Source organism: Streptomyces avidinii, from assembly GCF_045161815.1.
GTDB lineage: Bacteria > Actinomycetota > Actinomycetes > Streptomycetales > Streptomycetaceae > Streptomyces > Streptomyces avidinii.
The window spans coordinates 5,525,846-5,538,475 of sequence record NZ_CP108863.1; the positions used below are offsets into that span (position 1 = coordinate 5,525,846).

Sequence of the window (12,630 nt, forward strand, 5' to 3'; positions counted from 1 at the left end):
GCGCTCTCACCGAACTCCCCCCACGTTCAAGGAGCATCATGCGTCCCATCCGCATGCCCAAACGGGCCGGCGTCGCCGCGCTCGGCCTCGGCCTCGTCGCCGGAATCACCCTCGTCAGCGCCCCCGCCGCCAGCAGCCACGGCTACACCGACACCCCGATCAGCCGCCAGAAGCTCTGCGCCAACCGGACCGTCTCCGACTGCGGCGCGATCCAGTGGGAGCCGCAGAGCGTCGAGGGCTTCAAGGGGTTCCCGGCCGCCGGTCCCGCCGACGGCAAGATATGTTCCGGCGGGCTCTCCCAGTTCTCCGAGCTCGACAACCCGCGCGGTGGCGCCTGGCCCACCACCAAGGTGACCAGCGGGCAGAGCTACGGCTTCCGGTGGCAGTTCACCGCCAACCACTCCACCACCGACTTCAAGTACTACGTCACCAAGAACGGCTGGACCGGCACCAAGGCCCTCACCCGCGCCGACCTCGAACCGCAGCCCTTCCTCACGGTCGCCTACAACGGCGCCCGCCCCGCCATGACCACCGTCCACCAGGGCGCCATGCCGAGCGGCAAGTCGGGCCGGCACCTGATCCTGGCGGTCTGGACCGTCAACGACACCCCGATGGCCTTCTACGCCTGCTCCGACGTTCAGTTCTGACGATACGTCAGCTACCCTCCGGCGGCATGCGGACGACGACTGCACCCGAAACCGTCGCGGAGCTCATAGCGCGCCAATGGGGCGACCACCGGCCCGGGCTGAAACACGAGGACGGCCTCCTCACCCACCACCGGACCGCCCAGGAGGCCGCCGCGCGCGCCGCGCTCCTCGTCGACCTCATGCCTCCGGGGGCCGAGCCCCACCTCGGGGTCCTGCTCGACAACACCCCCGAGTTCCCGTTCTGGCTCGGCGCGGCGGCCCTCGCCGGGGCCGCCGTCGCCGGGATCAACCCCACCCGGCGCGGCCCCGAGCTGGTCCGCGACATCCTGCACACCGACTGCCGGATCCTGATCACCGAGCGCGCCCACCTGCCGCTGCTGCGCGGCCTCGACCTGCCCGGCGTACGCGTCCTGGTCACCGGCACCGAGGAGTACGAGGCCCTCCTCGCCCCCTACGCCGCCGCCAAGCCCGGCGAAGCCGCGCTGCGGGCCCCCGGACCCGACTCCCGCCTCCTGCTCTACTTCACCTCCGGCTCCACCGGCGCCCCCAAGGCCGCCATCTGCACCCAGGGCCGGCTCGCGGCGGCCGGATCCGCGCTGGCCCGCCGGTTCGGCGTCACCCCGGACGACGTCCACTACGTCTGCATGCCGCTCTTCCACGGCAACGCCGTCATCGCCGACTGGCTGCCGGCGCTCGTCGGCGGGGCCGCGGTGGCCCTGCGGCGCCGCTTCTCGGCCTCCGCGTTCCTGGACGACGTACGGGCGTACAGGGCCACGTACTTCACTTACGTCGGACGGGCGATCCAGTACCTCCTGGCCACCGAACCCCGCCCCGACGACCGCACGCACACCCTGCGCCTCGGCTTCGGCACCGAGGCCGGGGCGGTGGACGCGGCCCGCTTCGCCGAGCGGTTCGGGGTCCGGCTGGTGGAGGGCTACGGAGCCACCGAGGGCGGCGCCTCGGTCCAGCGCACCCCGGACACCCCACCGGGCGCCCTGGGCCGGGCGGGCGCGGGCGACGACCTGGCGGTGATCGACCCGGAGACGGGCGCGGAATGCCCGCCCGCGCTCCTCGCCCCGGACGGCCGTCTGCTCAACGGCTCGGCGGCGATCGGCGAGCTGGTCAACCGGGGCCGCAGCCTCTTCGAGGGGTACTGGCGCAACCCGGACGCGGAGGCCGACCGCACCCGGGACGGCTGGTACTGGACCGGGGACCTCTTCTTCCGCGACGCGGCGGGCTTCCTCTATTTCGCGGGCCGCACCGACGACCGGCTCCGGGTCGACAGCGAGAACCTCGCCGCGGCGATGATCGAGAACATCCTGGCCCGCTGGACGGACGCGGCGGCGGTCGCCGTCTACGCCGTCCCGGACGAGGTGGCGGGGGACCAGGTCATGGCGGCGCTGGCCCTCCGGGAGGGCGCGGTGTTCTCCCCGGAGGCCTTCGCGGCCTTCCTCTCCCGCCAGCCGGACCTGGGTACGAAGATGGCCCCGCGCTACGTCCGGATCGTCGGGGCGATGCCGACCACGGCGACGAACAAGGTCCACCGCGTCTCCCTCCGCCGCGCGGGCTTCCGCTGCGAAGACCCCGTCTGGCACCGATCCCCCGCCGGGGCCTACACCCCCCTCGACGCCGCCACTTTGACCACCCTCCTCGCGTCCTACGAGGCCCACGGCCGCACAGCCCTTCTCACGCACTGACCCACCGCTGCGGGGGGCTCCGCCGCGAACCCCGCGCCTCGAACGCCGGGCAAAATCCAGCCCCGCCGGCGTTTGAGGCGCGGGGTCCGGGGCGGAGACCCGGGGCTTTCGGCCGCGCCGGCACATCCGGCCCCACCCCCGGGCCGCCCCCGGGGGTAGGGCCGGCCATACCCGCGGACGCCCCCTGGGGCCATGGTTCGAGCGGGCGGCCCGCGGCTGGCGTTCCCGTATGGACGAACGAGCCCGCACCCCCTGGCAGGCCCTGGCCCGCGGCCGGTACCTCCGCTCCGCATGGCCCTGGCGAGCCGCCGGCCACCTCGCCGGGAGCGCCCTCACCGGGGCCGCGCACGCTCCGGACATCGTCGTGACCGACGTACGATGCCCCCGGGTCTCGCCGACGACGGACTGCGCGCCGCCGTGGAGCTCCGGGCGGTCCGGCCCGACCTGCCGGTGCTGGTGCTCAGCCAGTACGTGCAGCGCTCGTACGCCGCCGACCTGCTGGACTCCGGGGACGGCAGCGGCGTCGGCTACCTGCTCAAGGACCGGGTCGGGCAGGTGGAGCAGTTCCTCGACGCGGTGGTCACGGTGGCCGCCGGCGGCACGGTGGTGGACCCGGAGGTCGTACGCCAGCTCCTGCGCCGGCGGCGCGACCCGCTGGCCGCGCTGACCCCGCGGGAGCGGGAGGTGCTCGGCCTGGTGGCGGAGGGCAAGTCGAACGGGGCCATAGCCCGGGAGCTGGTCGTGTCCGAGGCGGCCGTCGGTAAACACATCGGGAACATCCTCGGAGAGCTCGACCTGCCGCCCGCAGAGGACACCCACCGCCGGGTCCTGGCGGTCCTCGCCTACCTCCGCGGGTAATGGTTTTGAGCACCCCTGGGGACCGGGTAGTATTTTCTCTGTCAGCAGGCGCCGCTAGCTCAGTTGGTTAGAGCAGCTGACTCTTAATCAGCGGGTCCGGGGTTCGAGTCCCTGGCGGCGCACCTGTCCTTCGGGCGGTTTCCGGTTCACCGGGAACCGCCCGAAGTGTTTTCCGGCCCGCGGATCCACCGGCCCCGCCCCCCCGGAACCCCGTTAGAGCGTGAGTGACAGCAGCAGCGGTGCGGCCTTCCGGTTCAGGGTGTCCGCGGCGGCCCGCAGCCGGTGCGCGTGCTCGACCGGCATGGACAGGGCCAGGCAGCCCACCGAGGCCCCGGCCGTGATCGGAACGGCCGCGCAGACCGTGCCCACCGCGTATTCCTGCAGGTCCAGTACGGGCACGGTGGCCGGCTGGGCGTCCAGCTTGGAGAACAGGATCCGCTCGTTCACGATCGTCTTCGACGTGAGCCGGGCGATCTTGTGCCGGGACAGGTGGTCGCGCCGCCCGTTCAGGTCGAGCTGCGTCAGCAGGCACTTGCCGACCGCGCTGGCGTGCGCCGCGGAGCGGAAGTCGACCCACTCGTGCACCTTCGGAGTGCGGGGACTGTCCGCGAACTGCGTGATCCGCACCTCGCCGTCCACGTACCGGCTGATGTAGACGGCCGCGCCGACCGAGTCGCGCAGCCGGTCCAGCGTCTCCTGGAGCTTGTCCGTGAGTGCCTGCTGCCGGTCGATGCCCGAGCCGAGCAGTACGAGGGAGTCCCCTATGGCGTACGCCCCGTCGGACACCTGCAGCACATATCCCTCCCGGCGCAGCATGAGCAGCATCGGGGCGAGATGGACTGCGGGCAGGCCGGTCTCACGCGCGATCTGCACGTCCGTCACACCGCCGGTGTGACGTGCGATCGTTTCGAGTACGCGTAGTGCGTACTGCACCGAGTGGAACGGCGCGGTCGGCTCGGGCTTCAGCGCCACGGTTTCCCCCTAGCAGGTTGTTACCGCTTGCCCTACCACGATAGCCATCAAGGGGCCCATGTGGAGCGCCTGTTGATGAGATTGATGGCTCAATCATGACTGTCTGCCTGGACCTACTCCATTGGCATATGCCACAGGCATGAACATCGCCCCGCACGGCCGGGAATGCCCGGCGGCCGCCCACGGTTCGAGTTCTTCGTACGGTGTCGCACTGATGTCGTGCGCACGGAAGAGCGAAACGGGAGCGACGATGAGTGACGCAGGGGACGACGCACAGGGCCGGTCGGGCGCGGACGGGGCGGCGAACCGGAACGCGAGCGGGATCCGCGGCACCGCACACGGCCGGGCGGCCGTACCGCTCTCCGTCCTGGACCTCGTCACGGTGGGCGCGGGCAGCACCGCCCACGCCTCCCTCCGCACCAGCGTGGAGATCGCCCGCCTCGCCGAGTCCCGCGGCTACTACCGCCACTGGGTGGCCGAACACCACTCCATGCCCGGCGTGGCCAGCTCCTCGCCCGCCGTGATCCTGGCCCACCTCGCCGCGCACACCTCCCGCATCCGGCTCGGTTCCGGCGGGGTCATGCTGCCCAACCACGCCCCGCTCGCCGTCGCCGAGCAGTTCGGCACCCTGGAGGCGCTCGCCCCGGGCCGGATCGACCTCGGACTCGGCCGCGCCCCCGGCACCGACGGCCGCACGGCCGCCGCGCTCCGCGGGCCCGGGCGCCTCGACGAGGCCGCGGACGAGTTCCCCCGGCGCCTCGCGGAGCTCACCCGCTTCCTCGACGACGACTTCCCCGACGGGCACCCGTACGCCCGCGTGCACGCCGTACCGGGCCCGGTGCAGGGCCCCGCCGGACGCCCGCCGCTGTGGCTGCTCGGCTCCTCCGGCTTCAGCGCCCGCCTGGCCGGCGAGCTCGGCCTGCCCTTCGCCTACGCCCACCACTTCTCGGCCGCCGGCACCCTGCCCGCGCTCGACCTCTACCGCCGGAGCTTCCGCCCCTCGGCCGTCCTCGACGCCCCCTACGCCGTCATCGGGGTCTCCGCGCTCGCCGCCGACACCGACGAGGAGGCCCGCGCGCAGGTACTGACGGGCGCGCTGTCGATGCTGCGGCTGCGCAGCGGACGGCCCGGCCTGATCCCGACGCCCGAGGAGGCGGCGGCGTACGCCTTCTCCCCGCTGGAGCGGGAGTTCGTGGACGGCTGGCTCGCGAACGTGGTCCACGGCATCCCCGACGAGGTCCGCACCGGGCTCGACGACCTCGTCGGACGGACGGGTGCGGACGAGCTGATGCTGACCGCCAACGCCCACAGCGGGGCAGCCCGGTTGCGTTCCTACGGGCTCGTCGCCGATGTATACGGCATGCCGGTGGAGGCGCCCGCCGGTGATTGACGGAGTACGAACGGGGTTTTGCTGGTTCGTTGCCGAAACCTTGCGGGGGGCTTCCTGAAGGCAGCCTTAAACCGCTCGTCACCCGGGGTGGCGAGCGGTTTCTGATGTGCGCTCAGCTCTCTGACTTGGGGAAATGGCGCTTGAGTGGTCTAGTCCTTCTTTGGTCCGAACCATTGACGCGGGGCTGGCGTGATCGCTATCACTTCTCTCACCCGAACCTCTTGCTCTCTCCTCCCAGCCCCCCCCCGGAGGCAGTTCATGCACATCCGTAAACCCCTCATCGCGGCCGCCGCCACGGCCGCGCTGGCAGCCGGAGCGCTTGCCTCCTTCGCGGGACTCGGCACGGCCCAGGCCGCCGACGCCGGCACCACCGTCGCGGCGGGCGGTGTCCGTATCGCCTACTACGACCAGTGGAGCGTGTACGGGAACGCCTTCTACCCCAAGCACCTCGACACCCGCGGCATCGCGGGCAAGCTGGACGTCATCAACTACTCGTTCGGCAATATCCACCCCACCGACCTCACCTGTTTCGAGGCGAACAAGGCGGCGGGCGACGACAACAACCCCAACGCCGGTGACGGCGCGGGCGACTCGTACGCCGACTACCAGAAGTCCTTCAGCGCCGCGGACAGCGTCAGCGGGGTCGCCGACAAGTGGGACCAGCCGATCGTCGGCGTCTTCAACCAGTTCAAGCAGCTCAAGGCCAAGTACCCCCACCTGAAGATCAACATCTCGCTGGGCGGCTGGACCTACTCCAAGTACTTCAGCGACGCGGCCAAGACCGACGCCTCCCGCAAGAAGCTCGTGTCCTCCTGCATCGACCAGTACATCAAGGGCAACCTGCCGGTCGAGGGCGGCTACGGTGGCCAGGGCGTCGCCGCCGGCATCTTCGACGGCATCGACATCGACTGGGAGTACCCGGGCTCGTCCGGCGGCCACCTCGGCAACCACTACGCCCCCGAGGACAAGCAGAACTTCACGCTCCTGCTCAAGGAGTTCCGCGAGCAGCTCGACGCCTACGGCCAGGCCAACGGCGGCAAGAAGTACATGCTGACCTCGGCCCTCCCGGCCGGCCAGGACAAGATCAAGTACATCGAGACGGACAAGATCGGCGCGTACCTCGACTACGCGAACATCATGACGTACGACATGCACGGCGCCTGGGACAGCGACGGCCCGACGTACCACCAGTCCCCGCTGTACTCCCCGGCGGGCGACCCGACCGACCCGATCGCGCCGGGCACCCAGAAGTACAGCATCGACAACGCGATCGACTCCTGGATCGACGGCAACCCGGCCTACGGGATCACCGGCGGCTTCCCCGCCAACAAGCTGACGCTGGGCTACGAGTTCTACTACCGCGGCTGGAAGGGCGTCCCCGCCGGGGCGAACAACGGCCTCGCCCAGTCCGCGACCGGCGCCTCGGGCGCCCGGCCCACCAGCCAGCAGGCGGGCATCGCCAACTACAAGGAGCTCGGCGGCCTCGTCGACAACGCGGCTACCACCTTCTGGGACGACCAGGCCAAGGCCTCCTACTTCTACAAGGACGGCGAGTTCTTCACCGGCCTGAACCAGAAGTCCATCCAGGCCCGGGTCGACTACGGCAAGCAGCGCGGCCTGGCCGGCGCGATGATGTACTCCCTGCTCGGCCTGGACAACAACACCACGCTGCTGAACCAGATCTCGGACGCCCTCGGTGGCACCACGGTCCCGCCGACCACCCCGCCGACGACGCCTCCGACCACTCCGCCCACGACGCCTCCGACCACGCCTCCGACGACCCCGCCGACCACGGGCTGCGGCTCGACCCCGGCGTACGTCGCGGGCACCGTCTACACCGCCGGCAACGAGGTGTCCCACAACGGCCGCAAGTACAAGGCCCAGTGGTGGACGCAGAACGAGACGCCGGGCACCACGGGTGAGTGGGGTGTCTGGAAGGACCTCGGCGCCTGCTGATCTCCCCCCACCCCGCGCCGAGCGACACCCCGCCCTGCCCCCTCTCTCCCGGGGGTGGGGCGGAGGTGTGTCACACGGTTGCGGGATTCACGGCACCGCCGCGTGTCGGCATCGCTACGCTCGGCGACAAGCTCGTTCTCCGCTTGGAGGTGCCGTCCCATGGTTCAGGCCCGCGACATCGATCCCAGTGCCTCGCCACTGGACTACTACAGTTACGAGCTGCGGCGGCTGAGAGAAGAGGCGGGCCTGAAGCAGGCCCAGTTGGGCGCGATCATCTTCTGCACCGGTTCCCTGATCGGCATGATCGAGAACGGCAAGCGGGTCCCGACCCGGGACTTCTCGGAACGGGTGGACGCGGCGCTGGGCACGGACGGGCACTTCTCCCGCCTGGTGGGGTTGGTCCTGCGGAGCGTCCTGCCGACGTGGTTCCAGGCGTACGCGGAGATGGAGGCCCGGGCGACGTTCATCTCCACCTACCAGTCGCAGGTGGTGTACGGACTCCTCCAGACGGAGGCGTACGCGCGGGCGGTGCTGATGACCGGAATGCCGGACCGACTCGATGAGTTGGTGGCGGCGCGGATGGAGCGTCACCGCATCCTGCATCGGGAGCAGTCCCCGATGATCTGGGTGGTGCTCGATGAGGGAGTGCTGCACCGGCCGATAGGGGGTCATCAGGTGATGCACGCGCAACTCGCCCACCTGCTGAGCTTCCATGAGAACCGGTGGGTTCAGATCCAGGTGCTGCCGTGTGCGGCAGGTGAACACGCTGGCCTGATCGGGTCGTTCAATGGACTGCGCTTCGACAGTGATCCGGACATCGTCTACACGGAAGACCTCATCTCGGGTCACATGACGGCCAACCCCGACACAGTCAGGGAAGCCGCGCTTCGTTACGCTCACTTGCAGGCCGCCGCACTCTCCGTAGAGGACTCGGCGGTGTTGATCGCGCAGGTAATGGAGGAGCGTTATGGGGAGCAGCCAGAACCTGACCGGCATGCTGTGGCGTAAGTCCAGCTACAGCGGGAACACCGGTGGCGACTGCGTCGAGTGCGCCCCGCTCGGCACCGCCGCCTGGCGCAAGGCCTCGTACAGCGGAACCACCGGAGGAGACGGCCAGGTCGCTGTGCGGGACTCCAAGAACCCCGGCGGGCCGGTCTTCACGGTCACGGCAGAGGCGTTCGGGACCTTCGTTCGGAGTCTCTGACCGTCAGAGCCAGTCCTGCTGCGCCGCTTTGAAGCGGCTCGTCGCGTGGAGGCGTTCCATGAGGGCGGGCATCTGGCGCCTGACGGTACGCAAGGACACCCCGAGGCCAGGAGCTTCAACAGTTCGAGCTCGGTCGCGGTCGGGGTCGATCGGGACCACCGCCACGGCGCGGTCGAATATCAGGAGGCGGGGCGGCAGGAGCGGGCTGGTCCGCACCTGGCCGCCCTGCTCGGTCAGCCACCGGGCGTAGGCCGGCGTCGTCGGATCGTTGCGCGCGCTGTCCCGGTGGACCGAGCGCATCTCGATGCCGCGGGCCAGCGCACGCCGGTCCCGCGGCCGGGAGGCGTCCAGGCTCGCCCCGGACAGTGCGCCGCCGGGCAGGATCGCCAGGCATTCCCGCTCCAGGCCGTGGGCGAGCTGCTCCAGCCGGCTCTGGATGGCGTGCATCCCCACGAGCCGTTCCGCGCCGTCGACCTCGGTGTTCGGGCTGAGTTCCGCGAATTCGGAGACCACCTGCGCGGCGGCCGCCTTGCTGCGGGGCAGCCCCTGCTGCTGCCGGGCCGGCTTCTCCTCCTGGCGGCGCAGCAGAGCTCCAGGCCCAGTTCGGGTCTCACCGCGCGCAGCTCGCCCGGGCAGTCCCGTGACGGTCGGAGCAGGTCGAGATCGACGGGCCGGTCCAGGCCCTCGCGGACCCGGGTCTCGGTGCGGCCGAGTCGGGCGCTCGGCTCGGCGACCCCTCCCGAAGGGTCGGCCGGCATGCCCCGGTACACGGCTTCCACATCCGCCCCGAGACCCGGCGTTTGCAGCATCTCCCAGCCCCCGGGTGCAGTCGGCCGCCCCCGGCGAGCGCCGCCTCCGTGTTCGTGGGCGGGACGGCGGGGACGAGAGTCCCCGACTCGGGCCGGAGCCGCAAGGACGATCCGGATCAGCGCGCAGCCGGGACACGGCGCCCGCGTCCGTCGAGGAGCGGGCGGCCCGGCCTCCTCGTGTCAGAGCTGGTACTGGCCGACCGTGATGAAGTACCGGAGCTCCTCCGGGGTGCCGCCGTCCAGGAGCCTGCCCGCCTCGGCGCGCAGGGCGTCGCTGATGCCCGGGCGGGCGAGGATACGGGCGACGTCGACGCGGTCGTCCTCGGCCTGGGCCAGTCGCAGGCCGGTCTTCAGGAAGGCGACCCGGTCGGCGGCGGTGCCGTCGAGGGCCTTGTCGGCCTCGCGCTTGACGGCCTTCCCGGTGGCCGGGTTGGCGAACAGGATCTTGGCGATGGCGACCCGGTTGTCCTCGTCCTGGGCCTTGGCGAGGCCGGTGGCCAGGAAGGCGACGCGGTCGGCCGGAGTGCCGTCGAGGGCCTTGCCGGCCTCGCGGGTCACGCCCTTGCCGGGCTTGGTGTTGAGGATCCGCAGGATCGCGACCTTGTTGTCGTCGTCCTGCGCCTTGGCCAGGCCCGTCTTCAGGAAGGTGCGTACGTCCTCGGTGGTGCCGTCGAGAGCCTTGTTGGCCGCCCGGGTGACCCCCTTGCCCGGGTTGGTGGCCAGGATGCGGGCGACCTCGACGCGCAGGTCGGCGTCCGACATGGTGTCGTACGGCGACTCCCCGGCCGTCACCGCCGCCGCCTTGGCGGGCGCTGCGGCGGCCGGGCCGGCCGCCAGGGCCGGGGTGGCGAGCAGCAGGGCCGGGGCCAAGGCGCCGACGGTCAGGGCGAGCGCGGAACGGGTGAGCTTCATGCTGGTTTCCCCCACAACATCACGGAAGCCGGTCGGACTTCCTGCGTTTGAAGATCGTCACAGGGGGGTTTTGGCCTGTCCAGCGATGAAAGGGACCCTAGAAGCCCTCGGAACCGCGAAGCGGAACGGGCTAGCGGGGGTGGTCGGCACCCGGCCGGGTGCCGATCATCTCGGCGATCCGCTCCGGGGCCACGGCCCGCGAGTAGAGCCAGCCCTGGCCGGTGTCGCAGCCCACGCGCCGCAGCCGTGCGGCCTGTCCCGCGGTCTCCACGCACTCGGCGGTGACCGTCAGGCCCAGCCGGTGCGCGAGCTGGACCAGGGCCTCGACGATGGTCTCGTCGGCCGGGTTCGGGTGGGTGCCCTCCTCGTAGCGGAATCCCCGGACGAAGGAGCCGTCCAGTTTCAGAACTGATACAGGGAGCCTGCTGAGGTAGGCGAGGTTCGAGTAGCCGGTGCCGAAGTCGTCGATCGCGATCCGCACGCCCATGTCGCTGAGCGCCTGAAGGGCCTGCAAGGGGCGCCCGGCGGAGCCCATCACCGCCGACTCGGTCAGTTCCAGCTGCAGGAGCTGCGGAGCGAGGCCCGTCTCGGCCAGGATCTCCGCGACGTCGCCCACGAGGTCGGAGTCCCAGACCTGCCGGACGGCGACATTGACGGACACGAAGACCGGGGCGTCGCTGGGTTGTTCGATCTGCCAGCGGCGGGCCTGCCGGCAGGCGGTCCGCAGGACCCACTGCCCCAACTGGACGATGGAGCCGTCCTCTTCCGCGATCCCGATGAACCGATTCGGCGTGAGCGTGCCGAATTGCGGGTGGTTCCAGCGCACCAGGGCCTCGACGCCGCGCACCGCGCCGCTCTCCAGGTCCACCAGCGGCTGGTACTCCAGCTCGAACTCGTCCCGCTCCACGGCCGGCCGGAGCGTCGAGGAGAGCGCCTGGCGGGTCATCCGGTGAGCGTTGCGCTCCGGGTCGAAGAGCGTCCAGCGGGCCTTGCCGTCCGCCTTGGCCCAGTACAGGGTCGTGTCGGCGGCCTGCATCAGACCGGTCGCCGAGGTGCCGGCCGCGGCCCGCTCCACGACCCCGATCGAGGCGGAGACGGACAGCCGCTGTCCGGCCAGATCGAAAGGTTCCTGTACGGCGGCGAGGACGCTCCGCGCCAGGTCCGCGAGCTGTTCGGTGCCGGTGGAGTCCTCGACCAGCAGGGCGAACTCGTCGCCGCCGAGCCGCGCGACCAGGTGCCCGCCGGTGCGCCCGTAGCCGGACTGGTCGGCGCACTGGGTGAGTCGGGCGGCGACGGCGGTGAGCAGCCGGTCGCCGACCCGGTGGCCGAGGGTGTCGTTGACGGCCTTGAACCCGTCGAGGTCCAGGTAGCACAGCCCGATCCGGCCGGTGCCGCCGCCGTGTTCGTACGAGGCGGCCTCCAGGGCGGCGGAGAGCCGTTCGAAGAACAGGGCGCGGTTCGGCAGGCGCGTGACCGGGTCGTGCATCTGGAGGTGGCGCAGGCGGGCCTGGAGGTCGCGGCGGTCGCTGATGTCGGCCACCGACAGCAGGACGTTCCCGGTGCCGGGGACGGGTCCGAGGGTGACCTCGGTCCAGAGCGAGTGCCCGTCGGGGTGCTTGAGGCGGCGGGTGCAGCGCAGCCGGGCCTGCCGCCCGCGGAGCACCTCCTGGTACGCGGCCCAGGTGCGGGCCTCCGCGGCCAGGTCCACCAGGTCGGCGGCGCACCGGTGGACGAGGGCGTGGGGCTCGCTGCCGAGGAGCCCGGCGAAGGCCTGGTTGGCGGCGACGACGTAGCCCTCGCGGTCCACGACGGCCATGGCGAGGTGGGCCGCGTTGAAGGCGGCCCGGTAGTCGCGCAGGTCGGATTCGGCGCGGTGCGGCGACGCCGGGGCGGCCCGGGTGGCCGATGCCGACGGCACTGCCGGCACTGCCGGGTGACGCTCCGTAATGGCCGATCGGATGCTGTCGGCCGCCGAACCGGTTCCTTCTGAGGTTCCGCTCACCGTTGGCTCCCGCAGTGTTCGTGAGTGTCCGCGCAGGAAAGTGTGCCGATCATAGAGGCTGCCGGGAGGCTCTATCCAGCGGCGCCACCGGTTGGGACGGGTCAGTTCGGTGTGATGACGGATCGCCGCCCGAAGATCGGGTGATCGTTTCTGCGCGGCTCTGAGCATGCGGATGCCCCTGCT

The 12,630-nt window shown here is 71.3% G+C and carries 10 protein-coding genes, 1 tRNA gene and 1 pseudogene; 8 read left to right on the top strand and 4 right to left on the bottom strand.

All coding sequences use genetic code 11. The features are described 5' to 3' along the window. The first annotated feature begins 53 nt into the window (after positions 1-53). The 4 genes and pseudogenes from OG373_RS24790 (at position 54) to OG373_RS24805 (ending at position 3,324) form a co-directional block, all read left to right on the top strand. Positions 54-647, top strand: coding sequence for a lytic polysaccharide monooxygenase (locus OG373_RS24790; protein ID WP_405444194.1), 594 nt, complete (start codon positions 54-56; stop codon positions 645-647). A 26-nt stretch (positions 648-673) separates the two neighbouring features. After that, complete coding sequence (locus OG373_RS24795; RefSeq protein WP_405440396.1) at positions 674-2,344, top strand: AMP-binding protein; 1,671 nt, start codon at positions 674-676, stop codon at positions 2,342-2,344. A gap of 343 nt (positions 2,345-2,687) precedes the next feature. Next, positions 2,688-3,202 (top strand): annotated as a pseudogene (locus OG373_RS24800) (LuxR C-terminal-related transcriptional regulator); the annotation flags it as partial. 48 nt (positions 3,203-3,250) lie between these two features. Continuing rightward, positions 3,251-3,324: transfer RNA gene (locus OG373_RS24805), tRNA-Lys, on the top strand. Positions 3,325-3,415: 91 nt separating this feature from the next. Here the strand turns inward: OG373_RS24805 and OG373_RS24810 are convergent. Next, positions 3,416-4,174 carry an IclR family transcriptional regulator gene (locus tag OG373_RS24810; protein ID WP_030388591.1) on the bottom strand — a complete coding sequence of 253 codons (759 nt, stop codon included), beginning with the start codon at positions 4,172-4,174 and terminating at the stop codon, positions 3,416-3,418. A gap of 250 nt (positions 4,175-4,424) precedes the next feature. Here OG373_RS24810 and OG373_RS24815 point away from each other — a divergent pair, with 250 nt between their 5' ends. The 4 genes from OG373_RS24815 to OG373_RS24830 all read left to right on the top strand — a co-directional run bounded on the left by OG373_RS24815 (position 4,425) and on the right by OG373_RS24830 (position 8,724). Continuing rightward, positions 4,425-5,564 (top strand): LLM class flavin-dependent oxidoreductase, encoded by a 1,140-nt coding sequence (locus OG373_RS24815; RefSeq protein WP_405440398.1) that lies wholly within the window; start codon positions 4,425-4,427, stop codon positions 5,562-5,564. A gap of 258 nt (positions 5,565-5,822) precedes the next feature. Beyond that, entirely contained in the window at positions 5,823-7,520 is a 1,698-nt protein-coding gene (locus tag OG373_RS24820) for a glycosyl hydrolase family 18 protein (RefSeq protein ID WP_405440400.1), read from the top strand. Between the two features lie 159 nt (positions 7,521-7,679). After that, the gene (locus tag OG373_RS24825; protein WP_405440402.1) at positions 7,680-8,528 is read left to right on the top strand and encodes a helix-turn-helix transcriptional regulator; all 849 of its coding nucleotides are present in this window, start codon (positions 7,680-7,682) and stop codon (positions 8,526-8,528) included. Then, on the top strand, positions 8,488-8,724 hold the full coding sequence (locus OG373_RS24830) for a DUF397 domain-containing protein (RefSeq protein ID WP_405440403.1): 237 nt from the start codon (positions 8,488-8,490) through the stop codon (positions 8,722-8,724). The genes OG373_RS24825 and OG373_RS24830 overlap by 41 nt, the downstream gene beginning before the upstream one ends. A 3-nt stretch (positions 8,725-8,727) precedes the next feature. On the opposite strand, the gene OG373_RS24835 is transcribed toward OG373_RS24830, so the two are convergent. From OG373_RS24835 to OG373_RS24845, 3 genes are all read right to left on the bottom strand, one after another. Next, on the bottom strand, positions 8,728-9,237 hold the full coding sequence (locus OG373_RS24835; RefSeq protein ID WP_405440405.1) for a hypothetical protein: 510 nt from the start codon (positions 9,235-9,237) through the stop codon (positions 8,728-8,730). A gap of 476 nt (positions 9,238-9,713) precedes the next feature. After that, on the bottom strand, positions 9,714-10,445 hold the full coding sequence (locus OG373_RS24840; protein ID WP_405440406.1) for an ALF repeat-containing protein: 732 nt from the start codon (positions 10,443-10,445) through the stop codon (positions 9,714-9,716). A gap of 130 nt (positions 10,446-10,575) precedes the next feature. Further along, positions 10,576-12,447: a putative bifunctional diguanylate cyclase/phosphodiesterase gene (locus tag OG373_RS24845; RefSeq protein WP_397731113.1), complete on the bottom strand. Its 1,872-nt coding sequence runs from the start codon at positions 12,445-12,447 to the stop codon at positions 10,576-10,578. Positions 12,448-12,630 lie beyond the last annotated feature (183 nt).

Coding starts and splice junctions, on each gene's coding strand:
- OG373_RS24790 (WP_405444194.1), top strand. CDS start 54: ATGCCCAAACGGGCCGGCGTCGCCGCGCTCGGCCTCGGCCTCGTCGCC.
- OG373_RS24795 (WP_405440396.1), top strand. CDS start 674: ATGCGGACGACGACTGCACCCGAAACCGTCGCGGAGCTCATAGCGCGC.
- OG373_RS24815 (WP_405440398.1), top strand. CDS start 4,425: ATGAGTGACGCAGGGGACGACGCACAGGGCCGGTCGGGCGCGGACGGG.
- OG373_RS24820 (WP_405440400.1), top strand. CDS start 5,823: ATGCACATCCGTAAACCCCTCATCGCGGCCGCCGCCACGGCCGCGCTG.
- OG373_RS24825 (WP_405440402.1), top strand. CDS start 7,680: ATGGTTCAGGCCCGCGACATCGATCCCAGTGCCTCGCCACTGGACTAC.
- OG373_RS24830 (WP_405440403.1), top strand. CDS start 8,488: ATGGGGAGCAGCCAGAACCTGACCGGCATGCTGTGGCGTAAGTCCAGC.
- OG373_RS24840 (WP_405440406.1), bottom strand. CDS start 10,445: ATGAAGCTCACCCGTTCCGCGCTCGCCCTGACCGTCGGCGCCTTGGCC.